This is a genomic window from Streptomyces sp. NBC_00162 (assembly GCF_024611995.1).
GTDB lineage: Bacteria > Actinomycetota > Actinomycetes > Streptomycetales > Streptomycetaceae > Streptomyces.
In genome coordinates, this window is record NZ_CP102509.1 from 1,914,245 (window position 1) to 1,939,556 (window position 25,312).

Genomic DNA, 25,312 nt, shown 5'->3' on the forward strand with positions numbered 1-25,312 from the left:
TCGCCTGTGGCCCGCACCTGCCCGGATAGGATCGGCACATCATGACTGCAACCCTCGTCGCCAAGAAGCTCACCGCCGCCCACGGTGAGCGCACGCTGTTCGCCGATCTCGACCTCGTCGTCGCGCCCGGCGACGTCATCGGCCTCGTCGGCGTCAACGGCGCCGGGAAGTCCACCCTGCTGCGCCTGCTCGCCGGGCTGGACACCCCCGAGACCGGTGAGCTGCGGCTCTCCCCGCCCAGCGCCGCCGTCGGCCACCTCCCGCAGGAGCCGGAGCGCCGGCCCGCGGAGTCGGTACGGGAGTTCCTGGCCCGGCGTACGGGGGTGGCCACCGCGCAGGCGGAGCTGGACGAGGCGACGCAGGGCCTGGTGGACGGGACGCCGGGCGCGGACGACGCGTACGCGACCGCGCTGGACCAGTGGCTGAACCTCGGCGGTGCGGATCTCGACGAGCGGGCCGAGGAGGTCGCCGCCGAGCTCGGTCTCACGGTGGGTCTGGACCTGCCCATGACGGCGCTCTCCGGCGGCCAGGCGGCCCGCGCGGGCCTCGCCTCGCTGCTCCTCTCCCGTTACGACGTCTTCCTGCTGGACGAGCCCACCAACGACCTCGACCTGGACGGTCTGGAGCGGCTGGAACAGTTCGTCAAGGGGCTGCGCGCGGGCACGGTCGTGATCAGCCACGACCGCGAGTTCCTGACGCGGACCGTCACCAAGGTCCTCGAACTCGACCTGGCACAGCAGCAGATCAACCTCTACGGCGGCGGCTACGACGCCTATCTGGAGGAGCGCGAACGCGCCCGCGACCACGCCCGCGAGGAGTTCGAGGAGTACGCGGGCAAGAAGTCGGCCCTCGAGGGCCGGGCCCAGATGCAGCGCAACTGGATGGACAAGGGCGTACGCAACGCGCGCCGCAAGGCGAGTGACAACGACAAGATCGGCAAGAACCTGCGCGGCGAGTCCAGCGAGAAGCAGGCCGCCAAGGCCCGCCAGACGCAGCGGGCGATCGAGCGGCTGGACGTCGTCGACGAGCCCCGCAAGGAGTGGGAGCTGCGCATGGAGATCGCGGCGGCCCCGCGCTCCGGCTCGGTGGTGGCCACCCTGCGCGAAGCGGCCGTCAAGCGGGGCGACTTCACCTTCGGCCCGGCCAGCCTGCAGATCGACTGGGCGGACCGGGTGGCGATCACCGGGGCCAACGGCGCGGGCAAGTCCACGCTCCTGGCCGTCCTGCTCGGCCGGCTGGCGCCCGACTCCGGCTCCGCCACCCTCGGTTCCGGCGTCCTGATCGGCGAGGTGGACCAGGCCCGCGGCCTGTTCCTCGGCGACGAACCGCTGCTGGAGGCCTTCTGCGCGGCCGTCCCGGACACCGAGCCGGCCGAAGTCCGCACCCTGCTGGCCAAGTTCGGCCTCAAGGCGGCCCACGTCCTGCGCCCGGCGGCCACCCTCTCCCCGGGCGAGCGCACCCGCGCCGCCCTGGCCCTGCTCCAGGGCCGCGGGGTGAACCTGCTGGTCCTGGACGAGCCCACCAACCACCTCGATCTCCCGGCGATCGAGCAACTGGAGTCCGCGCTGGAGGCGTACGAGGGCACCCTCCTGCTGGTCACCCACGACCGCCGCATGCTGGACGCGGTCGCGGTGACCCGCCGCCTCCGGGTCGATGACGGCAAGGTCACCGAGCTCTAGGCCCTGTCGCCTTGACGACTCAAGGTCCTTGACGACTCAAGGTGCCGAGCGGCCCGTGCGCGAGTAGCCTTTGTTGCTGAGAGCCGCAACCGCGGAGCACGCCCCCATGGCTGGAGTGCCGCGTCGGCGGGGGTTGAACCTCTGACGCGTGCCTGCTTTTGGGACACATGTGACCCATGTGGCGCCTGAGCCCTTTGTGGCCGGAACCGTGCTTCCGCATTTCCCGCGGCCCTGTATCCGATCCGTGCTGCGCATTGTTCTTCTGCAGCCGCGGTTCCACCCCTTCACGCCTCGATGACGTGCGAGGAGGTGGGAGGAAAGGGAAATTTCTCATGTTTGCACAGAGAGCGAAGCGCCTCTTCGTGGTCTCCGCTGCCGGTCTTCTGATGGCCGGCGGGGCCGCGCTCGGTACGGCGGGCACCGCATCGGCGGCAGCCCCGGCCCAACACGTCAGCTACGTCGCCGGTGGCTGGGACGACGATGACGACTACGGCCACCACGGTGGTTGGGGCCACCACGGTGGCTGGGACGACGATGACGACTACGGCTACGGCGGTCACGGCCACGGCGACGACTGCTGATTCGTCTCCTTCGCAACAGGCCCTGCGCGGACCCGTCACCGGTCCGCGCATCGGGCTGCCGCGACAGCGTCAGCGCTCGTCCGGCCCGTCCGCCGGAGCGCGCCGGGTGCGGGCCATCCTGCGGGCCACGAAGGTGCGCGGGAGGTGGCGAGCGGCCAGGGCGTACGCCTGGTAGCGGCGGCCCGTGATGCTGAGCGGGCGGCGCAGGGCGAGGTCGCGCAAGGCCTGGTCGACCACGGCCCGCGGCTCGAGCCAGACCGCTTCGCGCAGGGCACTGACGTCCATCCCGGCACGTTCCTGGAACTCGGTGCGGGTGAAGCCCGGCACCACCGCCAGGACCCGGACGCCGTAGGGCGCCATGTCCACCCGGAGGGACTCGCTGAACGCGGTGATCCAGGCCTTGGCCGCCCCGTAGGTGCCGGTCGGCAGCAGTCCGGCCACCGAGGAGACGTTGACCACCGCGCCCCGGCGGCGCTCGCGCAGGCCCGGCAGTACGGCGTGGGTGAGCCGCAGCGGGACCTTGACCAGCAGGTCGAGCATCCGCTCCTCGTCCTCGGCCGAGTTGTACGGGAACGGCGCGGGCAGCCCGAAGCCCGCGTTGTTGACCAGGATGTCCACGGGCCGGGTCCGGTCGGCGAGCCGCTCGGCGACCGCCGCGCAGTCCCCCGGGTCCAGCAGGTCGGCGGGCAGCACCTCGGCCACCGTGCCGAACTCCCGGCCGAGTTCCCGCGCGACCGTCTCCAGCCGGTCCTTGTCGCGGGCCACGAGGACCAGGTCGGCGCCCTTGGCCGCGAAGCCCCGGGCGAAGGCCGCGCCCAGTCCGGCGCTGGCCCCGGTGATCAGTACGGTGGTCAAGACGGCTTCACTTCCCGGGTGTACGCGTGGGCGACGTCGACGAGGAACCGGGCCTCTTCGGCCAGGTCCCCGCCCTCGGCCGAGGTCTGGATGGCGGCGGGCAGCTCCAGCCCGGCCGCCTCGCCCGGCCGCCCCGGCACTCCGGCGAGCTTCGCCTGCCGCGCCTCCTTCAGTACGGAGGCCAGCGCGGCCGCGGTGCGGCGCTGCTCGGGGACCCCGCTCCCGGCGACCCGGCCGCGGGCGTCCTCCAGGGCGCCCGGGGCGACGTACTCCCCCAGGATCAGGATCGCGTCGCGGGTCTCGATCACCTTGCGGTACACGAGCAGGTTTCGCGGGACCGGCGGCCACAGCAGCTCCACCATCCGCCCGGCCCGCGGTTTGTTCAGGGCCACGTGCGGGACGGCCTGGACCAGGTCGCGCCACAGCGGCCAGAGCCGCCAGGCGGTGGAGATGTCGGCGGCGGTCCGGCGGAAGGTGAACAGGGTCGGCACGAGGATGGCTGCGGCCCGCAGCAGGCCGTGCACGTTCATCAGCAGCGGCAGGGCGGGCATCGCCCACGTGCTGCCGAACAGGGCCTTGAGCAGGTACGCGAACCAGAACAGGCCGGCGAACGCGGTACCGAGGCCGAAGAGCCGCAGCCCGGCGGCCAGCCCCCGGCTCTCGGTGCGGCGGCTGTAGCGCCAGCACAGCGCCACGCAGACGGTGTTGGCTGCCACGTGTGCGGAGATCAGCACCAGCCAGTACGCGAGGGAGGGCACCGGGTCGCCGACCGGCGGCATGGTGTGCGTGCCGTGCCCGGGCGCCGCGACGTCCAGCGCAACGAGTGCGGTGAGCCACCCGACCGTGGCGGTCCAGGAGACGAACCGGAGCCGGCGGCCGCCCGCGGCGGCGGCCACGAAGTAGAGGACGGCGCCGGCGGAGAAGACGCCGATCAGATTGCGGACGAGGCCGATGGTGTGCGCGTAGCCGGCGCCGCGGCTCATCGCGTACGTGACGACGTCGGGGAGGTTCAGGGTCATCGCGCCGGCGGCGGTGGCCACGGCCAGCCACAGGCCGCGCTGCTGCGGGGAGCGCAGGGCCCCCGGGGCGCGGAGCAGGATCGCGATCCACAGGCACACCACACTGGGAACGGCGAGCCAGTTCCCGAAGGCGGTCAGGTCAGCTGCCATCGTTCCCCCGCTCGTAACCCATGGCGGACTCGAGCCGGGCCAGGGTGCCACGGGCGCGGGCCGCCGACGGCGGTCCGGCGTTCGCCGTGCGGATGCGGATCATGCTGGCGAGCATCTCCGCCTCCTGCTCCTGCCGGGTGGTGTAGTTGGTGCGCCCGAGCACGACCGGGGCGCCGCCGTCGGCCTCCTCGCCCTCCAGCGAGTGGTGGCCGAAGAGGATGTGGCCGAGCTCGTGGAGCACGATGTGTTCCCGGTGGAGCGGGGTGGTCTGCGCCTCGTAGAAGACGTAGTCGACGCTGGCCGTGCCCACCCACAGTCCGCAAACGCCCGACTCCGCCGCCTCCTTGGGCAGCGGATGGAGTTTGATGGGGCGGCCGCGCTGCTCGGCTATGTGTCTGCACAGCGCGTCGAGGGAGAACGGATGGGTCAGATCCAGATGGCCGAGAATGTTCTCGCACCGTTTACGCAGGCTGAGTTGCCGGTGGGACATGCGATCCCTCTTCGGACCCTTTCTCGGGCAGCGTCGGTAGGCGTGTGCGGGCATGGGCATGGTGTCCTGTGCCTTCGAGGGCGGCCTCGGGGAATGCGGTCCTGAGGGGAAAAGCGGAAGCCCGTCCGCCAAGGTGACGAACGGGCGTTCCACCATGCCTACAGATCTTGTACGGGAGTTGGCAAGGCAGGTCCCCCGGAGGGGAACCTATTCGGCCATCGCGCACAAGACCTTCACGCGCCGGGTGGCTGCAAGCCTTCGGTCACCGCTTGCGGCGCGCCTCGGGTCCGGTGAGGCCGGCGCGGCGCAGGGCGTCGGCCATGGCGCTGTTGGCGGGCGCGGGGGCGGACGCGGACCCGCCGCCGCCCTGCCGCTGACCCTGACCTCCCTGCCGCCGGCCCTGGCCGCCCTGGCCCTGACCGCTCTGACCTTGACCGCTCTGACCCTGACCGCTCTGACCCTGGCCCTGGCCGCCCTGCCGCTGGCCCTGGCCGCCCCCGCCGCGCTGCTGCGGCGGACGGCCGCCGCCCCGCCGCTCCTGGCCGGCGGCGCCCGTGCCGCGCTCCGCCCCGGCCTCGTCCTCCAGCCGCAGCGTCAGCGAGATCCGCTTGCGCGGGATGTCCACGTCCATGACCTTCACGCGGACGATGTCGCCCGGCTTGACCACGTCCCGGGGGTCCTTGACGAAGGTCTTCGACAGCGCCGAGACGTGCGCCAGCCCGTCCTGGTGCACGCCGATGTCGATGAAGGCGCCGAAGGCGGCCACATTGGTGACCACGCCCTCCAGGATCATCCCGGGGGCCAGGTCGCCGATCTTCTCCACGCCCTCCTTGAAGGTCGCGGTCTTGAAGGCGGGGCGCGGGTCGCGGCCCGGCTTCTCCAGCTCGCGCAGGATGTCGGTGACCGTGGGCAGGCCGAAGGCCTCGGTGACGAACTGCTCCGGACGCAGGGAGCGCAGTACGCCGGTGTTGCCGATCAGGGCCGCCACCTCGCCGCCCGCCGTCTTGCCCATCGCCCGGACCACCGGATACGCCTCGGGGTGCACCGCGGAGGCGTCCAGCGGGTCGTCCCCGCCGCGGATCCGCAGGAAGCCCGCGCACTGCTCGTACGCCTTCGGGCCGAGGCGGGCCACGTCCTTGAGCCCCTTGCGGCTGCGGAAGGGGCCGTTGGCGTCACGGTGCGAGACGATGTTCTCGGCGAGTCCGCCGCTGATGCCCGACACCCGCGAGAGCAGCGGCGCGGAGGCGGTGTTGACGTCCACGCCGACGCCGTTCACACAGTCCTCGACCACCGCGTCGAGCGAGCGGGAGAGCTTCATCTCGGACAGGTCGTGCTGGTACTGGCCGACGCCGATCGACTTCGGGTCGATCTTGACCAGCTCGGCGAGCGGGTCCTGGAGGCGGCGGGCGATGGAGACCGCGCCGCGCAACGACACGTCCATGCCGGGGAGTTCCTGCGAGGCGAAGGCCGAGGCCGAGTACACGGAGGCGCCCGCCTCCGAGACCATCACCTTGGTGAGCTTCAGCTCGGGGTGGCGGGTGATGAGGTCCCCGGCGAGCTTGTCGGTCTCGCGGGAGGCCGTGCCGTTGCCGATGGCGACCAGGTCGACCGCGTGCTCCTTCGCCAGGCGGGCGAGCTTGGCGAGGGACTCGTCCCACTTGTTGGCGGGCACGTGCGGGTAGATGACGTCGGTGGCCACCACCTTGCCGGTGGCGTCCACGACGGCGACCTTCACGCCGGTACGGAAACCGGGGTCCAGGCCGAGCGTCGCCCGCGTGCCCGCCGGGGCGGCGAGCAGCAGGTCGCGCAGGTTCGCGGCGAAGACCCGTACGGCCTCGTCCTCGGCGGCGGCGCGCAGCCGGGTCCGCAGGTCGATGCCGAGGTGCACCTGGATCTTCGTACGCCAGGCCCAGCGGACGGTGTCGGCCAGCCACTTGTCGCCGGGACGGCCGCGGTCGTTGATGCCGAAGCGGCGGGCGACCATGCCCTCGTACGTGGACGGGCCGGGCGTCTCGCTCGGCTCCTCCGGCTCCAGGGTGAGGTCGAGGACGTCCTCCTTCTCGCCGCGCAGCATGGCGAGGACGCGGTGCGAGGGCAGCGCGGTGAAGGGCTCGGCGAAGTCGAAGTAGTCGGCGAACTTGGCGCCCGCCTCCTCCTTGCCCTCGCGGACCTTCGCGGCGAGCCGGCCGCGGCCCCACATCCGCTCGCGCAGTTCGCCGATCAGGTCGGCGTCCTCGGCGAACCGCTCGGTGAGGATGGCGCGGGCGCCCTCCAGGGCTGCGGCCGGGTCGGCGACGCCCTTGTCGGCGTCGACGAACGCGGCGGCCGCGGCGGCCGGTTCCACGGAGGGGTCGGCGAGCAGCCCCTCGGCGAGCGGCTCCAGACCGGCCTCGCGGGCGATCTGCGCCTTGGTGCGCCGCTTGGGCTTGAAGGGCAGGTAGATGTCCTCCAGCCGGGCCTTGGTGTCGGCCGCGTTGATCCGCGCCTCCAGCTCGGCGTCGAGCTTGCCCTGCTCCCGCACGGAGTCCAGGATCGCGGCGCGCCGGTCCTCCAGCTCGCGCAGATACCGCAGCCGCTCCTCGAGGGTGCGCAGCTGCGCGTCGTCGAGCATCTCGGTCGCTTCCTTGCGGTAGCGCGCGATGAACGGCACGGTGGAGCCGCCGTCGAGCAGCTCGACGGCGGCCTTGACCTGCCGCTCCCGTACGCCGAGCTCCTCGGCGATCCTGCCTTCGATGGACGTCGTCACGATCGGGTCCCGCCTGCCTTCGTTTGCACTGGAAGGCTGCCAATTGTGGCAGGTGGCCGTGACAAGGCGCGGTAAGGGCGCCCGCGGGCCCGGGGGCGGGGTCCGTCAGGCCTTGCCGCGCAGGTCCGCCGGGAAGGCTCCGGCGGCGAACGCCTTCATCACGAGGCCGCCGCCGAGTTCCGCCAGGCGGGCCAGGCCGGCCGCCCCGAGGTGCTCGTACGGGGCCGCGTCCAGCCGGTCGGTGTCGGCCTCGAGGCTTTCGCGTACGGCCTTGCCCTGCTCGGTGAGCTCGCCGTCCGCGTCGAGGATCCCGCGCGCGCGGAGCCGGTCGGCCGCGGCGTCCAGGTCGGACTGCTCCCAGCCGCGGATGGCCTTGAGCCACTTCGGGGTCATGCCCTTGCCGGTGGCGGTGTGGCTGACCAGGGCCTCGAGCGGGTCCAGGCCCGCGATGAGCAGGGCGGCGAGGTGGCCGTCGCCGCGGTGTTCGCGCAGCAGGGTGGTCGCGTGCCACAGGCGCAGGTGCGGTTCCCCGGGCACGGGGAGGTCGGCGTGGGCCGCGTAGAGGGTACGGGCGTGCCGGGTGCAGCCCTCGGTGGCGCGCATCGCCAGGTCGGCGGCCTCGGCGACCTCGGGGGACTTTATGGTCTCGTCGCCGAGGAGCCTGCGCAGCGTGGCGTCGGCGGAGCGCAGCCGGGCGGCGAGCACCTGCTCGGGCGTGGCGGTGTCCCAGACGGCCGGGAGGTGCCGGGCGATGAGGTCGTGGCGGTAGTTGTAGAAGGTGGCGGTCACCGTGCCCGCTCCGACGGCGCCCATGGCGGCGGAGCGGTGGGCGAGGTTGACGGCGACGGGGTCGGTGATCCCGAGGCCCGCGAACTCCTTGGTGGTGTCCGGCGAGAAGTAGACCGTGGAGTGCAGCGGGTTGATCGCGGCGTGCCAAGCGTGCCGGGCGGCGAGCGGAGGAAGGGTCATGAACGGCAGGTTACCGACTGTTCGGTATGCCTGGAAGGCCGAGGTCTCTTCCCGGACACTCCCTGGACTGCGCATGCGGTCCAGGCCCGGGAGAGGCGGTCCACCAGGTCCGCCAGCCCGGACTCCGGCAGCGTGAACGGGAGCCGGACGCGGTCGTCGTGGGCGCCCGAGGGGTCGGTCATGGCGCCGGGGACCAGCTCGACCCCGTACCGCAGCGCGACCTGCGCGAACACGGCCGCGTCCGCTCCCGACGGGAGCCTCGTCCACAAGGCCGCGCCCCCGTCCGGGCGTTGCCAGGTCCAGCCGGGCAACTGCCGTGCGAGGAGCTCCTCCAGGCCGGCCAGTCCGGCCCGCAGCGTCACCGCCCGGGCCGCGCGCATGTCCTCCACGCGTGGCAGCAGGCGGACGGCGAGGGCCTGGTCCAGCAGCGGGCTGCCCAGATCGGCCCGGGCCTTGAGGCGGGCCAGGCGCTCCACGACCGGTGCGGGCCCGCGCAGCCAGCCGATGCGCAGGCCGCCCCACACGGCCTTGGCGAGGGAGCCGATGCTCAGCACCTCCGCGTCCGGCGGGGCGTGGGCGGCCACCGGCCCCGGCTCCGGGGCGTCCCACAGCCGGGTGTCGTAGGCGAGGTCCTCCACGACCGGGACCCGCGCCCGCGCCGCCAGCACTGCGATCCGCTCCCGCCGGGCGGCGGACATCAGCACCCCGGTGGGGTTGTGGAAGGTGGGCGTGACGTGCGCCAGCACGGCCCCGGGCAGGGCCGCCCGGAAGCCGGGCAGCGCGATGCCCTCGGCGTCCAGCGGCACCCGCCGCGGCCGGGCCCCGGCGGCCAGCAGTGCGTCCAGGCACCCCGGCCAGCTCGGCGTCTCCACGACCACCGCCGAGCCGCGCCGCAGGTACAGCTGCGCGACCAGGGCCAGCGCCTGGGTGGCGCCGGTGGTGACGAGGATCTGCTCGGGCGCCGTCCGCAACCCGGCGGCGGTGTAGCGGTCGGCCACCGCGGCCCGCAGTGCCGGGAGGCCGCCCGGGTGGTAGCCGCTCTCCGCCAGCAGCGGATCGAGCCCGTCCGCCAGGAGGGCGCCGAGCGCCTCGCGTACCTCGGGAGCCGCGCCCCGCGCGGCGACCGACAGGGAGATCACCTCGGCCGGGCCGTCGTCCACCAGCCGCTGGACCAGGGCCGTAGCGGTGCCGCCGGGGACCCGCCCGTCGGCCGGCCGGAGCGAGGAGCCCGGCAGCCGGGCGATCCGGGTGCCGCTCCCCCGCCGGCTGTCCACCGCGCCGGCGCCGCGCAGTTCGTCGTAGGCGCAGACCACGGTGGCCCGGCTCAGGCCCAGGGCCGCGGCCAGGGTCCGCTCGGCGGGCAGCCGGTCGCCGGGCGCGAGCTCGCCCGTGCGGACGGCGTGGTGCAGGGCGGCGGCGAGGCGCCGGTACAGCGGACCCGGACCGGCGGTCCAGCCGCCCAGTACGCAATCCAGTTCGGCCGGCGACCATGCGCGCGGCGCGGAACGGTCCACTTGTCCCTCCCTTGGCCCGGGTGACCCAAGCCCCCCGCCACCAGGCTAAACCCATGACCACCAGCACCTTTGCAGCCTTCCTCGCCGCCTCCGCCGCGCTCGTCCTCGTCCCCGGACCGAACCTGATCCTGATCGTCACCCGCGCCGCCGCGCAGGGGCTGCGGACCGGTCTGGCCACCGCGGCCGGGGTGGAGAGCGCCACCGTGGTGCACCTCGCGGTCGCCTCCTCCGGGGTGGCGGAGCTGGTGGCCCGCTCCCCCGCCGCCTTCCTGGTCCTCAAGTACGCGGGCGCGGCGTACCTCCTCTTCCTGGGTGTACGGGCGCTGCGGGCCGGGCCGTTCCTCCTCGCCACGGGGGACGGGCGGACCGTCGGGCTGGGCCGCGCCTACCTCGACGGCGTCCTCACCAACCTCCTCAACCCCAAGGTGACCCTGTTCTTTCTGGCCTTTCTTCCGCAGTTCATCAGGCCGGACGCGGGCGATCCGAGCACGCAGATCCGGCTCCTCGGAGCGGTCTTCCTCGTCCTCGGCGTCCTCCTCGACCTCGGCTACGCGTGCGCCGGCGGGGCGGTGAGCCGCTGGCTGCGCCGCAGTCCGCGGGCTCTGGCCCGCCAACACCTGGCGGTGGCCGGGGTGTACCTGGTACTCGGCGCGGTCGCCGCCCTGCCGCCAGGGCTGTGACGGCCGAATGGCGATCGTGTGACAGTGGGGGCCATGGACATGACGTGGGGCGTCAGGGGTGAATACGGTCGAGCGACATGAGCTCGAACCGATCCGTCTCCTCTACCACTTGGAGCCCTTCGTGCACCGCAAAGTCATCGTCCCGAGCGTGCTCGCCGCTTCCCTGCTGCTGGTGATCCCGGCATCGGCGGCGAGTTCCGGTCCGGGCGCTCCGGGTATCGGCGATCCCTACTACCCGGCCAGCGGCAACGGCGGATACGACGTGTCGCACTACGACCTGCGCCTGAAGTACCAGCCGCAGACGGACCTGCTCGAAGGCACCGCCACCCTCCTCGCCACCGCCAAGCAGGACCTGTCCCGCTTCAACCTGGACTTCGGTCTCCAGGTCAGCGAGGTCCGGGTCAACGGGGCCAAGGCCAAGTTCGCCACCTCCGGCACCCAGGAGCTGGAGGTCACCCCGGCGAAGCCGCTGGCGCGCAACACCCCGCTGACCGTCGTCGTCAAGTACGCCGGGAAGCCCTCGGAGCTGAAGGTGGACGGCTGGACGGCCTGGCAGCGCACGCCCGACGGCGGTGTGGCGGCGCAGGAGCCCGACTCGGCGGTCTGGTGGTTCCCGAGCAACGACCACCCGCTCGACAAGGCCACCTTCGACGTCTCGGTCAGCGTCCCGGACGGCACCCAGGCCATCAGCAACGGCGTGCTCCAGTCGCAGACCTCGCGGCTGGGCTGGACCCGGTACAACTGGCGTTCCAACAAGCCGCAGGCCACCTACCTGGCCACCCTCGCGGTCGGCAAGTTCGACATCACCACCGACAAGACGGCGAGCGGGCTGCCGATCGTCAACGCCTACAGCAAGGACCTCGGCGACAACGCGGGTGCGGCGCGCGCGAGCGTGGAGCGGACCGGCGAGGTCACCGAGTGGCTGGAGGGGGTCTTCGGGCCGTACCCCTTCAACGCGCTGGGCGGCTACGTGCCGAACGTGAACGCCGGCTACGCCCTGGAGACCCAGACGCGGCCGTTCTACGGTCCGCGCCAGTTCCAGAACGGCGCCAACGTCTCGGTGGTCGTGCACGAGCTGGCCCACCAGTGGTACGGCGACAGCGTGTCCGTCGAGGGCTGGAAGGACATCTGGATCAACGAGGGCTTCGCCCGCTACAGCCAGTGGCTGTGGTCGGAGAAGGAGGGCGAGGGCACCGCGCAGGAGCTCGCCGACTGGGCCTACTCCACTCGCCCGGCAGAGGACCCGTTCTGGCAGGTCAAGCCGGGTGACCCGGGTCCGGAGAACCAGTTCCACGGGGCCGTCTACGACCGTGGCGCCATCGCCCTGCAGGCGCTGCGCAACGAGATCGGCGACGAGAAGTTCTTCGAGATCCTGAAGGGCTGGCCGACCGAGCGGGCCTACGGCAACGCCAAGGTCGGCGACTTCGTCCGCTACGCGGAGAAGGTGTCGGGCAAGCTGCTGGCCCAGCTGTTCGAGACCTGGCTGTACACCCCGGGCAAGCCGGAAGCCTCGGCCCTGGGCCCCGTGGCCGCCGGCGCCGCGGCCCGGTCCTTCTCCACCGCGGTGGAGAAGGGCGAGCCGAAGTCCTGGAAGAAGATCGCGGAGACGAACACGATCCACCGGCACGACGAGCACGACAAGCACTGACGTCCGTCAGCGGGCGGCGGCGTGCCATCGGGCGCGCGCCGCCCGCGCGATGGGCAGGTACCGCAGCCGTTCCGGCAGCAGCGGTACGAGGAGCCGCACGGCCGTGCTGAACCGCCGGAGCCTGCGCTCCTGGGCCGGGCTCCACTCCAGCCCGATGGCCGCGCGCGCCTCGGGCGGCATGTACCCGACGGTGGCGAAGGCCCGGAACCGCAGGAATGCCACCCTCAGCGCCGGCCAGGTGAGCCGCAGCAGCAGCCGGACCACGGGCCCGCCGCCCTCGGGGCGGGGCAGCGGGACATCGGTGGCGACCAGCTCGCGGGCGACCTCGGTGGGCTCGATCTCCTCGGCCAGCATCCTGGCCCAGTACGCCCAGTACTCCTCGATGGTCTGCGGCATGTCCCGGTCGTGGAGGCCGAGGATCCGGCCGACCTGGAGCCACTCGCGGTAGAGCTGCCGCTCCTGGGCGGGGGTGAAGCGGCGCAGCAGGTAGCGCCCGGCATACAGGTAGACGGGGAATCCGGTCGCGTGCACCCAGGCGTAGCAGGCCGGGTCCAGGGAGTGGTAGCGCCGGCCGCGGGTGTCGACGCCCTGGATCTCCTTGTGCAGGCGGCGCACCCGGCGGCCCTCCTCGGCGGCGCCCTCCCCGCCGTACACCCAGAGCTGGACCGAGCGCAGCGAGCGCTCGCCGCGGCCCCAGGGGTCGGTGCGGAAGACGGAGTACTGGTCGACTCCGGCCGCGATGGCGGGGTGTGCGACCTGCATCGTGAAGGCGGCGGGCAGCATCAGCAGGGCCCGGACGTCGCCGGCGATGGTCCACAGCACCCCGCCGGGCGGAGGCGGCTCGGGGTCGCCGCGGCGCCCGGTCAGGGGCTTCGAGGCGGGCTCGGCCGGCTGCTCCTTCGTGCTCATTCATCCAGTATGACGGCCTCCGGTCAGCGGTCTCCCCCGCGATGTCCCGGGCCGGACAGAAAGTCTTGTCACGGGTGTTACCCAGAGGTAACCGCGGCTGCTTGGATGGCGAAGCCGATCCGATCTTCCCCCACAGGACGATGGAGTTCCCCCATGCCGCACACCTCGCACCGCCGTCACCGGGCCGCTGCCACTGCCGTCGCGGCGGTCGCCGCGGGCGCACTGGCCGCCACCACCGCGCCGGCCGCCACGGCGGCCCCCTCCGCCGGGAGTGCCGTCGTCGCCGCCCCGCGGCTCAGCGTCCTCTCGTACAACGTGTTCCTGATGAGCAAGAACCTGTACCCGAACTGGGGCCAGGACCACCGGGCCGCGGAGATCCCCAAGGCCTCCTTCTACCAGGGCCACGACGTGGTCGTGCTCCAGGAGGCCTTCGACAACGGCGCCTCCGACGCGCTGAAGGCCAACTCGGCCGCCCAGTACCCGTACCAGACCCCGGTCGTCGGCCGCAGCAAGACCGGCTGGGACGCCACCGGCGGCGCGTACTCCTCCACCACCCCGGAAGACGGCGGGGTCACGATCCTGAGCAAGTGGCCCATCGTCCGCAAGGAGCAGGTCGTCTTCAAGGACGCCTGCGGCGCCGACTGGTGGTCCAACAAGGGCTTCGCCTATGCCGTGCTGAACGTGAACGGCGCCAAGGTGCACGTGGTCGGCACCCACGCTCAGTCCACCGACCCGGGCTGCGGTGCGGGCGAGGCGGCGGACATGCGCGCCCGTCAGTTCCGGGCGATCGACGCCTTCCTGGACGGGAAGAACATCCCGGCGGGCGAGCAGGTGATCGTGGCGGGCGACCTGAACGTCGACTCGCGCACGCCGGAGTACGCGGCCCTCCTCGCCAACGCCGACCTGGCGGGCTCCGACACCCGCACGGGCCACCCGTACTCCTTCGACACCGCGCTGAACTCGATAGCGAACTACCGCTACCCGACCGACCCGCGCGAGGACCTGGACTACGTCCTGTACCGCAAGGGCAACGCCCGTCCGGCGGGCTGGGAGAACAACGTGGTGAAGGAGCAGTCGGCGCCCTGGACGGTCTCCAGCTGGGGCACCTCCTACACGTACACCAACCTCTCCGACCACTACCCGCTGATCGGGCGCTAGGCCGCCTAGACCACAGCCCCGGTCCGGTGGGCGGCGCGCCGCCCACCGGACCGGGCTCGTTCGCCTCAGGGGGCCTCGTAGAGGCCGTCGATCAGCGCGCCGTACTTCTCCCGGACCACCCGCCGACGGAGCTTCAGCGAGGGTGTGAGCTCTCCCGATTCGGGTCCCCACTCCTCGGTGAGCACCCGGTACCTCTTGATCTGCTCGGTCCGGTTGAGCCGCGCGTTGGCCGCCTCGACGGCCCGGGCGATCTCCGCCGTGACGGCGGGGTCCTCGGCGAGCGCGCCGAGGGAGGCGGCCTCGATGCCCCGGGCCGCGGCCCAGGCCGGGGCCAGCTCCGGGTCCAGGACCAGCAGGGCGACGAGGTAGGACCGGCCGTCGCCGTGGACCAGGGCCTGGCCGATCAGCGGGTGCTCCTTGACGGTGTTCTCCACCAGCGCCGGGGAGACGTTCTTGCCCGTGGAGGTGATGATCAGCTCCTTCTTGCGGTCGGTCAGCCAGAGGAAGCCGTCCTCGTCGAGCCGGCCGATGTCACCGGTCGGGAACCAGCCCTCGCCGTCCGCCGCGCTCTCCACCGAGCCGTCCGGCCGCAGGTAGCCGCCGAAGACGGTCGCGCCGCGGGTCAGGATCTCCCCGTCCTCGGCGAGCCGCAGCTCCAGCCCCTCGATCGGGCGGCCCACCGAGCCGAGCCGGAAGCCGTCCGGGCTGTTGACCGTGCACACGCCCGAGGTCTCGGTGAGGCCCCAGGCGTCCATGATGGTGATCCCCCAGCCGGCCCAGAAGCGGACCACGTCGATCGGCATCGGGGCGGTGGCGCTGGCCGTCCAGACGAGGCGGTCCAGGCCGGCCAGGCCCAGCAGCGGGTCGAGCACCCGCTCCTTCGCCGTGGCGTACGAGGCTTCGAGCGCGGCCGGTATCAGCTCCCCGCGCTCCCGGTGGCCTGCCCGGGCACGGGCGAGGCCGTTGGCCGCCTCAATGGCACCGCGCTGCTCCTCGGGCAGCTGCGCGAGGACGGCCCGTACGGAGGCGGCGAGCTTCTCCCACACCCGGGGCACGCCGAAGAACTGCACCGGACGCAGCTCGCGGACGGCGGCCGATACGGCGGTCGGGTCGGCGCACAGCCGTACGTGCGCGGCGCGCAGCAGCGGCAGATAGATGCCCAGGACCCGCTCCGCGATGTGCGCGAAGGGCAGGTAGCAGATGTGCTCGGCGTGCTCGGGCAGCTCCACGTGCCGGTCGAGGCGGACCGCCTGGAGCATGAGGTTGCGGTGGGTGAGGCGGACGCCCTTGGGGTCGCCGGTGGTGCCGGAGGTGTAGACGACGGTCAGCGGGTCCTCGGGGCGGGCCTCCTGCCAGGCCTTCTCGAAGGCGTCGGCCCGGTGCAGCCGGGCGCCGCTCGCGTACAGGGAGCCGTAGGTGCGGTGCGTGCCGGCCTGGGCGGCCTCGGCCACGACCAGCCGTTCCAGCGGTACGCCGGGGTCGGCCAGCAGCGGCTCCCACCGGACGAGCTCGCGGGCGCCCTCGACGACGGCGACCCTGGCCCGGCTGTGGCGGGCGATGTGGGCGATCTGCTCGGGCGCGGAGGTCCCGTAGACGGTGACGGGGACGGCGCCGAGGTGGACGAGGGCGAGGTCGCTGAGCCAGTGCTCGGGGCGGTTGCCCATCATCATCAGCACGTGGTCGCCGCGCTCGACGCCGAGCGCGGCGTAACCGGAGGCGAGGACGGCGACCTGGCGGCGCACCTCGCTCCAGGTGAGGGTCGTCCACGGGGCCGCTTCGGGCCCCGCGCGCCACGACAGGGCGGGCAGCTCGCCGTATTCGGCGGCGTTGCGGGCCAGCAGGGCGGGGAGGGTGAGCTCCTCGGGTCGTCCGGGCAGTCGCAGGTTCGTGGTCATGGGCAGCTCCTGGCCGTTTCACATCGTTGGTGCGACAGCAATACTGTTGAACCCAAGCTGTGGAGCAGAGAGCGAGGCGCAGACGATGGCCGACCAGGCACCCGAGCCGATGCTCACCGTGGACGAGCTGGCGGCCAGGGCGGGCGTCACCGTCCGTACCGTACGGTTCTACAGCACGCGCGGGATTTTGCCCCCTCCCGTGATCGGCCCCCGTCGTGTGGGGCACTACGGCCCGGAGCACCTCTCGCGGCTGGCCCTGATCGAGGAGTTGCAGCACCAGGGCATGACGCTGTCCGCGATCGAGCGCTATCTGGACGCGCTGCCCGACGACCTGAGCGCGCACGATCTGGCGATCCACCGGGCTCTGGTGGCCAGTTGGGCCCCGGATTCGGCCCAGGATGTCTCGCGGGCGGAGCTGGAGAAGCGGGCGGGGCGCAGCCTGTCGGACAGTGATGTCCGGCGGCTGACGGCGATGAACGTGTGCGCCGCTTCGGGGGACGGTTTCCGGGTGGACGTGGGGCTGTTGCGGCTGGGGGTCGCGCTGCTCGACGTACCGATCGCGCACGAGACGATCCTGGCGGCGCGCCGGGTCCTGATGGAGCACACCAGGTCGGCGGCGCACGAGTTGACGGCGCTGTTCCGGGACGAGGTGTGGGGGCCGTTCACGGAGGGCGAGAGCGACCCGGAGCAGGTGGAGTCGATGAAGGCGCTCTCCGCGCACATGCAGCCGATGGTGGTGCAGGCGCTGGTGACGGCCTTCCAGCGGTCGCTAAGGGAGGAACTGCGGGCGGCGTTCGTCTCGAGCGAAGCACCCGGCGGGCCATAGCCGCAGACCGAAGCCCTGCTTTGGCGGGGCAGGCCCGTTCTCAGTACGCTGGAAAGGAGTCTTTGCGCCCGCCGGCCCCTGCTCTGAGCGGGTCGGCCCCAGCGGCCCCAGCGGCCCCAGCGGATTCTGCCGCTCAAGGTGGCGGCCACCCCTGCACGTAACGGGCAGGTGTTTTCATGGACCTCAACACCATCAGCGAAGTCGTCCGGCGACCGTCCGACCGGCCGGGCGCCGACTGGCGCGAGGGCGATGCCTGGCTCGCCGGCGGGACGTGGCTGTTCTCCGCCGAGCAGCCGGACCTGCGCCGCCTGGTCGACCTGACAGCCCTGGGCTGGGCTCCCCTCGTGCCGAGCGACGCTGGCCTCGAGATCGGCGCCACGTGCACCATCCGGGACCTGTACGCCTTCACACCGCCGGCCGACTGGATCGCGGGCCCCCTCTTCAGGCAGAGCTGCGAAGCGTTCCTGTCCTCGTTCAAGGTCTGGAACTCGGCGACCGTAGGCGGAAACATCTGTATGTCCCTGCCGGCCGGCCCCATGATCACGCTGACGGTCGCGCTCGAAGCCGAGTACGAGCTGTGGGCTCCCGACGGGTCGGTGCGCACCGTCGACGCCCTCGACTTCGTGACCGGGAACAACCGGAACATCCTCGCTCCCGGGGAAATGCTGCGGCGCATCCGCATTCCGGCACGCGCCCTGCGCAAGCGCACCGCACACCGCCTCTTCACACTGACCCGCCTCGGCCGTTCGACGGTCTTCCTCGTCGGTACGCAAACGCCGGGAACGAGCGACCTGCTGCTCACCGTCACCGCCGGCACCACACGCCCGGTGCGCATCGGTTTCGACACCGTGCCCGATGCCCGCACCCTGCAGCAGAGCATCAACGTCATTCCTGCCGACGTCTGGTTCGCCGACCCCAACGGGACCCCGGACCACCGTCACCACCTCACCCTGCACTTCGCCGAAGAGATCCGCCACGAACTCATGGCTGGGGGCCCGGCATGACCTACACCGTTAACGGCAGGAGCTTCGACGAAGAACCGGACCCCGGGCAGTGCCTGCGTACCTTCCTGCGCGCGCTCGGTCACTTCGGCGTCAAGAAGGGCTGCGACGCGGGCGACTGCGGCGCGTGCACCGTGTGGCTGGACGGCACTCCGGTCCACAGCTGCGTCACCCCCGCTTTCCGCGCGGAGGGCCATGAGGTGACCACGATCGAGGGTCTCGGATCACCCGGCGACCTGCATCCCGCGCAGCGCCGCTTCCGGGATGCCCCGGGATTCCAGTGCGGTTTCTGCACCGCAGGGATGATCATGACTTCGGCGACGTTCACCGAGGCCCAGAAGGCGGACCTGCCCCGGGCGTTGAAGGGCAATCTCTGCCGTTGCACCGGCTACCGGGCGATCGAGGACGCGGTGCAGGGCGTCGCCGGCGTGCAGAGCGCCGCGCCGGGACGGGCCGTCGGAACGAGCGTCGGTGCGCCGGCGGCCGACGACGTGGTGACCGGTCGCGCCGAATTCACGATGGACACCCACATGGAAGGGATGCTGCACCTCAAAGTGCTGCGCTCGCCCCACGCGCACGCCCGCATCGTCTCGATCGACAAGACCGCCGCGCTGGCGGTCCCCGGTGTGCATCGCGTCTACACCTGGGAGGACGTGCCGCGCAAGCGCTTCACCACGGCCATCCACACCGACCACCTCGTCGATCCGGACGACACCTACATCCTCGACCACACGGTCCGCTTCGTCGGTCAGCGCGTCGTCGCCGTACTCGCCGACACGGTCGGGGCGGCCGAGGAGGGCTGCCGGAAAGTGGCCGTGGAGTACGAGGTGCTGCCGGCGGTCTTCGACCCCGAGCAGGCCATGGCCGACGGGGCACCGCAACTGCACGGCTCTGAGGACCCGTTCGCCCGCGACTACGTCCACAACCTCCTACTGGAGATCCACTCGCACATCGGCGACGTCGACGCGGGCTTCGCAGCGGCCGACGTGATCCACGAGGGCACGTACTTCTCACCACGCGTACAGCACGCGCATCTGGAGACCCACGGTTCGATCGCCTGGATGGAGGACGGGCGGCTGAACGTCCGCACCAGTTCGCAGTCTCCGTCGATCACGAAGGTCAAACTGGCCTACCTGTTCGCGCTGCGCCCGGACCAGCTCCGCGTGTTCTGCAAGCGCGTCGGCGGCGGTTTCGGCGGCAAGCAGGAGGTCATCTCGGAGGACCTGGCCGCGCTCGCAGCCCTGGACACCGGGCGGCCCGTCTGTTTCGAGTACACGCGCGAGGAGGAGTTCACCACGGCTTCGCCCCGGCATCCGATGAAGCTGACGGTCAAGCTCGGCGCGAAGGCCGACGGCACGCTCACCGCCTTCCAGGTCCGCAACGTGTCCAACACGGGCGCCTACGGCAACCACGGCGGCGAGACCCTGTACGCGGGCGGCTCCGCCGTCATGATCTACCGCTGCCCCAACAAGAAGTACGACGCCTTCTCCGTCTACACGAACACCGTCCCGAGCGGCGCCCTGCGCGGTTACGGAATGACCCAGCCGGCCTTCGCCGTGGAATCGGCGATGGACGAACTGGCCCTCGCCCTGCACATGGATCCGCTCGAACTGCGACGCCGCAACATCGTGCGCCCGGGCGAGCCGCTCGTCGCCCTGCACGACGGGCCCGACGACGTGGTGTTCCACGAGGACGGCCTCGGCAACTGCATCGACCTCGTGGCCGGCGAGCTGGCCCGTACGGCCGACCAGCCCTCCCCCGGCCCCGGATGGCTCGTCGGGGTCGGCGTCGCCAGTTCCATGCACGAGACCGCGCCCCCGACCGAGCACGTCTCCGAGGCCTGGCTCACGCTCGGCGACGACCTCGTGTACGAGCTGGCCGTCGGCACCGTCGAATTCGGGGAGGGCACGTCGACCGCGCACGTCCAGATCGCGGCCAACCAGCTGGGTACGACACCGTCGCGGATCCGCCTGGTGCAGTCCGACACCGACCGCACGGGATTCGACACCGGCGCCTTCGCGAGCGCCGGACTCTTCGTGGCGGGCAACGCGGTCCTCCGGGCGGCCAACGCGGTGCGCGACCGCATCCTGGACTTCGCCGCCACGCACACGGGCGTCCACGTCGTGATGTGCTCGATGGACGACGACGGCGTCGTCTGCGGGGACGAGCGCGTCTCGCTGGCCACGCTGGTAACCGAGGCCCGGGCACGCGGCATCCGGTTCACGGCCGCCCGCAAGGCGTACGGCTCGCCCCGCAGCGTCACCTCCAACACGCAGGGCTTCCGCGTCGCGGTCCACCGGGTGACGGGTGAGATCCGTGTCCTGTACAGCGTCCAGGCGACCGACGCCGGTGTGCTCATCAACCCGCAACAGGTGCGGGGACAGGTGGAGGGCGGTGTCGCCCAGGGCATCGGCTTCGCGCTGACCGAGAATTTCCAGATCGACGCGGACGGCGTCATGGCCAACCCGAACCTCCGCAACTACCGCATCCCCACCTACGCCGACGTGCCGCGCACCGACGTGCTCCTGGTGGGCTCGTCGGACTCCGTCGGGGCCATGCGGTCGAAGGGGATGGCCGAGTGCTGCATCAACCCGGTGGCCCCCGCGCTGGCGAACGCGCTCCGCGACGCCACGGGCGTCCGCTACCGCGAGCTGCCCCTCACTCCGGAACGGATCTACGGCCGGCTCGTCGAGAGCCAGTCGGCGCGGACGGGCACGCGACGATGACGCCCGAACGGCAGACGGACGCTGCGGCGACGGTCATCCTCGGCCGGCGGGTCCGCCCCGGCATGGACCGGGAGTACGAGAAGTGGCAGGACGAAGTCAACGCCGCTGCCGCCCGGTACGCCGGACACCTCGGCGTCCAGGTGTCCCCGCCGACCGCCGTGCAACCCGACTGGGTGATCGTCTACCGGTTCGACTCGGTGGCCCACCTGCAGGCCTGGATGAACGGCGCTACCCGGCAACGGCTCCTCGACGCCGGCGAGCCGTACTTCGACGGTCCCGCGACCCAGCAGGTGATCAGCGGTGGCACGCAGCCGACGGACCCGCTCGTGACCGTGGTGGTGACCCACCGCGTCCACCCTGACCACGTCGGCGACTTCCTCGCATGGCAGCGCCACATGAGCCAGGAGGAGAGCAAGTTCGAAGGGTTTCGCGGCACCGAGATCTTCCGCCCCATCGAAGGCATTCAGGACGAGTGGACCACCCTGTACCGCTATGACAACGCGGAACACCTCGACGCGTGGCTGACGTCGGCGAAGCGGCGGGAGATGCTCGCCGAGGGGGAGAAGTTCAACGACTTCAAACTGCGCACGATCGACAACTCGTTCGGCAGTTGGTTCGCCTTCGAGGAGAACGGCAAGGAAGCGCCGCCGCCCTCGGACACGAAGACCGCCATCGCCGTCTGGGTCGGGCTCTACCCGACCGTCGTGATACTGAGCCTGGCCCTGCATCCGCTGGGCATGCCGCTCTGGTTCGGGCTGCTCGTGGGCAACCTGCTGTCGAGCTTCATCATGAGCTTCTTCACGATGCCCCACTACGTGAACCGGCTGCTCAGGCGGTGGCTGTGGCCCCCACCGGACGAACCCCCCGCCAGGACCAATCTCGTCGGCGGCGCCGTCGTCACCGCGCTGCTCGTGTTCTGGGTCATCGTCTTCTACCTCGTGACGGAGGTGTTCTGGACGCTGCCCTGACCCGGCGCCGTGGCGCGGGAAGGCGGGCCGGGAGCAACCCGGCCCGCCTTCCCGGTCACCGCACTAGTCGCTGTACGTCTCGCCCCGCTCGGCCTTCTCCACGAGGGAGGCGGGCGGGGTGAAGCGCTCGCCGTACGTGGTGGCGAGCTCGCGCGCGCGGGCCACGAAGCCCGGCAGGCCGCCCTCGTAGCCGTTGATGTACTGGATCACTCCGCCGGTCCAGGCCGGGAAGCCGATGCCCATGATGGAGCCGATGTTGGCGTCGGCGATGGAGGTGAGCACGCCCTCGTCGAGGCAGCGGACGGTGTCCAGGGCCTCGGAGAAGAGCATCCGCTCTTTCATGTCCTCGAACGGGATCTCGTACCCCGGCTTGGTGAAGTGCTCGCGCAGCCCGGGCCAGATGCCGGCGCGCTTGCCCGCCTCGTCGTACGCGTAGAAGCCGGCCCCGCCGCTGCGGCCCGGGCGGCCGAACTCGTCGACCATCCGGTCGATGACCCCGTCGGCGGGGTGCTCGGCCCATGCGCGGCCCTCGGCCTCGAAGGCCTTGCGGGTCTCGTTGCGGATCTTGCGCGGGAGGGTGAGGGTGAGCTCGTCCATCAGCGAGAGCACCTTGGCCGGGTAGCCGGCCTGGGCTGCGGCCTGCTCGATCGAGGCGGGCTCGACGCCCTCGCCGACCATGGCCACGCCCTCGTTGATGAACTGGCCGATGACGCGCGAGGTGAAGAACCCGCGCGAGTCGTTGACCACGATCGGGGTCTTGTTGATCTGGCGGACCAGGTCGAAGGCGCGGGCGATGGCCTCGTCACCGGTCCGCTCCCCCTTGATGATCTCGACCAGCGGCATCTTGTCGACGGGCGAGAAGAAGTGCAGGCCGATGAAGTCGGCGGGGCGCTTGACGCCTTCCGCGAGCCCGGAGATCGGCAGCGTGGAGGTGTTGGAGCAGAGCAGCGCGTCCGGCTCGATGACGTCCTGGATCTCCTGGAACACCTTGTGCTTGAGGCCGGTGTCCTCGAAGACCGCCTCGATGACGGCGTCACAGCCCGCCAGGTCGGCCGCGTCGGCGGTCGGGGTGATCCGGGCGAGCAGCTCGGCGCGCTGGGCCTCGGTCGTACGGCCGCGGGAGAGCGCCTTGTCGAGCAGCTTCTCGGAGTACGCCTTGCCCTTGGCGGCGGCCTCGGCGCTGACGTCCTTGAGCACCACCTCGATGCCCGCGCGGGCGCAGGAGTACGCGATGCCCGCGCCCATCATGCCCGCGCCGAGGACGGCGACCTTGCGGACCGTGCGCGGCTGGACGCCCTGCGGGCGGCTGCGGCCCGCGTTGACGGCCTGGAGGTCGAAGAAGAACGCCTGGATCATGTTCTTGGCGGTCTGCCCGGTGACCAGCTCGGTGAAGTAGCGGGCCTCGATGGTCAGCGCGGTCTCGAAGTCCACCTGGGTGCCCTCGACGGCGCAGGCCAGGATGTTGCGCGGGGCCGGGTACGGGGCCCCGTTCAGCTGCTTCTTCAGGTTGGCCGGGAAGGCCGGGAGGTTCGCGGCGAACCGCGGGTTGGACGGGGTGCCGCCCGGGATCTTGTAGCCGGGTACGTCCCAGGGCTGCTTCGACTCGGGGTTCGCGTCGATGAAGGCGCGGGCCTTGGCGAGCATCTCCTCGGGGGTGGCGGCCAGTTCGTGGACCAGGCCGTTCTCGAGCGCGCGCTGCGGGTTGTACTGGGTCCCCTGGAGCAGCACCTTGAGCAGCGCGTCGGCGATGCCCATCAGGCGCACGGTACGGGTAACGCCGCCGCCGGCCGGGAGCAGGCCGAGGGTGACCTCGGGCAGGCCGATCTTGGAGCCGGGGGCGTCGAGCGCGACGCGGTGGTGGGAGGCGAGGCAGATCTCGTAACCGCCGCCCAGCGCGGCGCCGTTGATGGCGGCGACCACCGGCTTGCCGAGGGTCTCGATGCGGCGCAGCGAGCGCTTGATCTCGGTGCCGGTGTCGAAGGCCAGCTGCGCGTGCTCGGGGCGCAGTCGGATCATGTCCTTGAGGTCGCCGCCCGCGAAGAAGGTCTTCTTGGCGGAGGTGAAGATGATGCCCCGGATGGAGTCCTTCTCGGCCTCGGCGCGGTCGGCGACGGCCGCGATGGAGTCCTTGAAGGCCTGGTTCATCGTGTTGGCGGACTGGTCGGGGTCGTCGAGGACCAGGGTGACGACGCCGGTCTCGTCCTGTTCCCAGCGGATCGTGGTGGACTCGCTCATGTTCGCTACTTCCGTGTCAGAGGTGGGATCAGGGATCAGGACGGATCAGATGCGTTCGACGATGGTGGCGACGCCCATGCCGCCGCCGACGCAGAGGGTGACGAGCCCGTAGCGCTTGTCCTGGCGCTCCAGTTCGTCGATGACGGTGCCGAGCAGCATCGCGCCGGTGGCGCCGAGGGGGTGGCCGAGCGCGATGGCGCCGCCGTTGACGTTGACCTTGTCGAGGGAGACGCCCATGTCCTTGACGAAACGGAGCACGACGCCGGCGAAGGCCTCGTTCATCTCGATGAGGTCGATGTCGTCGATGGTCAGACCGGCCTTGGCCAGCGCCTTGCGGGTGGCCGGGGCGGGGCCCGTGAGCATGATGGTGGGCTCGGAGCCGGAGACGGCGGCCGAGACGATCCGGGCGCGCGGGCGCAGGCCGTTTCGCGCCCCCGCCTCGCGGGTGCCGATGGCGACGAGCGAGGCACCGTCGACGATGCCGGAGGAGTTGCCCGCGTGGTGCACGTGGTCGATCTTCTCGACCCAGTGGTACTTCTGCAGCGCGACGGCGTCGAAGCCGCCGAGCTCGCCGATGTCGGCGAAGGAGGGCTTGAGCTTGGCGAGGGTGTCGGCCGTGGTCCCCGGGCGGACGAACTCCTCCTGGTCCAGGACGACCAGGCCGTTGCGGTCGGTGACCGGGACCACGGACCCCGCGAAGCGGCCGTCCTTGATGGCCTCGGCGGCGCGCTCCTGCGAGAGGGCCGCGTACTCGTCGACGTCGCGCCGGGAGAATCCCTCGATGGTGGCGATGAGGTCGGCGCCGATGCCCTGCGGGACGAACCCGGTGTCCCAGTTCGTCATCGGGTCGGCGAACCAGGCGCCGCCGTCGGAGGCCATCGGGACGCGGGACATGGACTCCACGCCGCCCGCCAGGACCAGGTCCTCCCAGCCGGAGCGGACCTTGGCGGCGGCCATGTTGACGGCTTCCAGGCCGGAGGCACAGAAGCGGTTCTCCTGTACGCCTGCCACGGTGTCCGGGAGTCCGGCGGCGATGGCCGCGATCCGGGCGATGTCGGAGCCCTGGTCGCCGACCGGGCCGACGACGCCGAGCACGATGTCGTCGATGGTGGCGGGGTCCAGGCCCGGGTTGCGCTCGCGCAGGGCGTGGATGAGGCCGACGACCAGGTCGATCGGCTTGGTGCCGTGCAGGGCGCCGTTGGCCTTGCCGCGGCCGCGCGGGGTGCGGATCGCGTCGTATACGTAAGCTTCGGTGCTCACTGG

19 protein-coding genes are annotated in these 25,312 nt (G+C 71.8%); 9 read left to right on the top strand and 10 right to left on the bottom strand.

Annotated features, from left to right (window positions below; all coding sequences use genetic code 11):
* The first annotated feature begins 41 nt into the window (after positions 1-41).
* Positions 42-1,679 (top strand): ABC-F family ATP-binding cassette domain-containing protein, encoded by a 1,638-nt coding sequence (locus tag JIW86_RS09540; RefSeq protein WP_215144424.1) that lies wholly within the window; start codon positions 42-44, stop codon positions 1,677-1,679.
* A 332-nt stretch (positions 1,680-2,011) separates the two neighbouring features.
* Complete coding sequence (locus tag JIW86_RS09545) at positions 2,012-2,260, top strand: hypothetical protein (protein ID WP_257553366.1); 249 nt, start codon at positions 2,012-2,014, stop codon at positions 2,258-2,260.
* Positions 2,261-2,329: 69 nt separating this feature from the next.
* On the opposite strand, the gene JIW86_RS09550 is transcribed toward JIW86_RS09545, so the two are convergent.
* The 6 genes from JIW86_RS09550 to JIW86_RS09575 form a co-directional block, all read right to left on the bottom strand.
* Positions 2,330-3,115 (bottom strand): SDR family NAD(P)-dependent oxidoreductase, encoded by a 786-nt coding sequence (locus JIW86_RS09550; protein WP_257553367.1) that lies wholly within the window; start codon positions 3,113-3,115, stop codon positions 2,330-2,332.
* Positions 3,112-4,284, bottom strand: a complete 1,173-nt coding sequence (locus JIW86_RS09555; RefSeq protein WP_215144418.1) for an MAB_1171c family putative transporter — start codon at positions 4,282-4,284, stop codon at positions 3,112-3,114. The genes JIW86_RS09550 and JIW86_RS09555 overlap by 4 nt, the downstream gene beginning before the upstream one ends.
* Positions 4,274-4,774, bottom strand: a complete 501-nt coding sequence (locus tag JIW86_RS09560; RefSeq protein ID WP_215144416.1) for a hypothetical protein — start codon at positions 4,772-4,774, stop codon at positions 4,274-4,276. The genes JIW86_RS09555 and JIW86_RS09560 overlap by 11 nt, the downstream gene beginning before the upstream one ends.
* 262 nt (positions 4,775-5,036) lie before the next feature.
* Positions 5,037-7,520, bottom strand: coding sequence for a Tex family protein (locus JIW86_RS09565; RefSeq protein WP_257553368.1), 2,484 nt, complete (start codon positions 7,518-7,520; stop codon positions 5,037-5,039).
* A 105-nt stretch (positions 7,521-7,625) separates the two neighbouring features.
* Positions 7,626-8,489: an SCO6745 family protein gene (locus JIW86_RS09570; RefSeq protein ID WP_215144412.1), complete on the bottom strand. Its 864-nt coding sequence runs from the start codon at positions 8,487-8,489 to the stop codon at positions 7,626-7,628.
* The gene (locus JIW86_RS09575) at positions 8,486-10,003 is read right to left on the bottom strand and encodes a PLP-dependent aminotransferase family protein (RefSeq protein WP_257553370.1); all 1,518 of its coding nucleotides are present in this window, start codon (positions 10,001-10,003) and stop codon (positions 8,486-8,488) included. The genes JIW86_RS09570 and JIW86_RS09575 overlap by 4 nt, the downstream gene beginning before the upstream one ends.
* Before the next feature lie 53 nt (positions 10,004-10,056).
* Between JIW86_RS09575 and JIW86_RS09580 the strand changes: the two genes are divergently transcribed.
* Positions 10,057-10,683, top strand: a complete 627-nt coding sequence (locus JIW86_RS09580; RefSeq protein ID WP_257553371.1) for a LysE family translocator — start codon at positions 10,057-10,059, stop codon at positions 10,681-10,683.
* Positions 10,684-10,804: 121 nt separating this feature from the next.
* Entirely contained in the window at positions 10,805-12,331 is a 1,527-nt protein-coding gene (locus JIW86_RS09585; RefSeq protein WP_257553372.1) for a M1 family metallopeptidase, read from the top strand.
* A 6-nt stretch (positions 12,332-12,337) separates the two neighbouring features.
* Here JIW86_RS09585 and JIW86_RS09590 read toward each other — a convergent pair whose 3' ends face one another.
* Positions 12,338-13,240, bottom strand: coding sequence for an oxygenase MpaB family protein (locus JIW86_RS09590; RefSeq protein ID WP_257553373.1), 903 nt, complete (start codon positions 13,238-13,240; stop codon positions 12,338-12,340).
* A gap of 153 nt (positions 13,241-13,393) precedes the next feature.
* Here JIW86_RS09590 and sph point away from each other — a divergent pair, with 153 nt between their 5' ends.
* A complete protein-coding gene (gene sph / locus JIW86_RS09595) occupies positions 13,394-14,398 on the top strand; it encodes a sphingomyelin phosphodiesterase (protein WP_257553374.1) in 1,005 nt (334 codons plus the stop codon).
* A gap of 65 nt (positions 14,399-14,463) precedes the next feature.
* On the opposite strand, the gene JIW86_RS09600 is transcribed toward sph, so the two are convergent.
* Positions 14,464-16,293 (bottom strand): AMP-dependent synthetase/ligase, encoded by a 1,830-nt coding sequence (locus tag JIW86_RS09600; RefSeq protein ID WP_257553375.1) that lies wholly within the window; start codon positions 16,291-16,293, stop codon positions 14,464-14,466.
* Between the two features lie 85 nt (positions 16,294-16,378).
* Here JIW86_RS09600 and JIW86_RS09605 point away from each other — a divergent pair, with 85 nt between their 5' ends.
* From JIW86_RS09605 to JIW86_RS09620, 4 genes are all read left to right on the top strand, one after another.
* Entirely contained in the window at positions 16,379-17,119 is a 741-nt protein-coding gene (locus JIW86_RS09605) for a MerR family transcriptional regulator (RefSeq protein WP_257553376.1), read from the top strand.
* A 176-nt stretch (positions 17,120-17,295) separates the two neighbouring features.
* Complete coding sequence (locus JIW86_RS09610) at positions 17,296-18,123, top strand: FAD binding domain-containing protein (protein WP_257553377.1); 828 nt, start codon at positions 17,296-17,298, stop codon at positions 18,121-18,123.
* A complete protein-coding gene (locus tag JIW86_RS09615; RefSeq protein WP_257553378.1) occupies positions 18,120-20,846 on the top strand; it encodes a molybdopterin-dependent oxidoreductase in 2,727 nt (908 codons plus the stop codon). The genes JIW86_RS09610 and JIW86_RS09615 overlap by 4 nt, the downstream gene beginning before the upstream one ends.
* On the top strand, positions 20,843-21,814 hold the full coding sequence (locus JIW86_RS09620; protein WP_257553379.1) for an antibiotic biosynthesis monooxygenase: 972 nt from the start codon (positions 20,843-20,845) through the stop codon (positions 21,812-21,814). Before JIW86_RS09615 ends, JIW86_RS09620 begins: the two co-directional genes overlap by 4 nt.
* 63 nt (positions 21,815-21,877) lie before the next feature.
* Here JIW86_RS09620 and JIW86_RS09625 read toward each other — a convergent pair whose 3' ends face one another.
* Together JIW86_RS09625 and JIW86_RS09630 are read right to left on the bottom strand one after the other, a co-directional pair.
* Positions 21,878-24,049, bottom strand: a complete 2,172-nt coding sequence (locus tag JIW86_RS09625; RefSeq protein ID WP_257553380.1) for a 3-hydroxyacyl-CoA dehydrogenase NAD-binding domain-containing protein — start codon at positions 24,047-24,049, stop codon at positions 21,878-21,880.
* 45 nt (positions 24,050-24,094) lie between these two features.
* Complete coding sequence (locus tag JIW86_RS09630; protein WP_257553381.1) at positions 24,095-25,309, bottom strand: acetyl-CoA C-acetyltransferase; 1,215 nt, start codon at positions 25,307-25,309, stop codon at positions 24,095-24,097.
* Positions 25,310-25,312: the final 3 nt, after the last annotated feature.

Coding starts and splice junctions, on each gene's coding strand:
- sph (WP_257553374.1), top strand. CDS start 13,394: ATGCCGCACACCTCGCACCGCCGTCACCGGGCCGCTGCCACTGCCGTC.
- JIW86_RS09570 (WP_215144412.1), bottom strand. CDS start 8,489: ATGACCCTTCCTCCGCTCGCCGCCCGGCACGCTTGGCACGCCGCGATC.
- JIW86_RS09560 (WP_215144416.1), bottom strand. CDS start 4,774: ATGTCCCACCGGCAACTCAGCCTGCGTAAACGGTGCGAGAACATTCTC.
- JIW86_RS09615 (WP_257553378.1), top strand. CDS start 18,120: ATGACCTACACCGTTAACGGCAGGAGCTTCGACGAAGAACCGGACCCC.
- JIW86_RS09620 (WP_257553379.1), top strand. CDS start 20,843: ATGACGCCCGAACGGCAGACGGACGCTGCGGCGACGGTCATCCTCGGC.
- JIW86_RS09625 (WP_257553380.1), bottom strand. CDS start 24,049: ATGAGCGAGTCCACCACGATCCGCTGGGAACAGGACGAGACCGGCGTC.
- JIW86_RS09580 (WP_257553371.1), top strand. CDS start 10,057: ATGACCACCAGCACCTTTGCAGCCTTCCTCGCCGCCTCCGCCGCGCTC.
- JIW86_RS09540 (WP_215144424.1), top strand. CDS start 42: ATGACTGCAACCCTCGTCGCCAAGAAGCTCACCGCCGCCCACGGTGAG.
- JIW86_RS09605 (WP_257553376.1), top strand. CDS start 16,379: ATGGCCGACCAGGCACCCGAGCCGATGCTCACCGTGGACGAGCTGGCG.
- JIW86_RS09590 (WP_257553373.1), bottom strand. CDS start 13,240: ATGAGCACGAAGGAGCAGCCGGCCGAGCCCGCCTCGAAGCCCCTGACC.
- JIW86_RS09610 (WP_257553377.1), top strand. CDS start 17,296: ATGGACCTCAACACCATCAGCGAAGTCGTCCGGCGACCGTCCGACCGG.
- JIW86_RS09600 (WP_257553375.1), bottom strand. CDS start 16,293: ATGACCACGAACCTGCGACTGCCCGGACGACCCGAGGAGCTCACCCTC.
- JIW86_RS09545 (WP_257553366.1), top strand. CDS start 2,012: ATGTTTGCACAGAGAGCGAAGCGCCTCTTCGTGGTCTCCGCTGCCGGT.
- JIW86_RS09555 (WP_215144418.1), bottom strand. CDS start 4,284: ATGGCAGCTGACCTGACCGCCTTCGGGAACTGGCTCGCCGTTCCCAGT.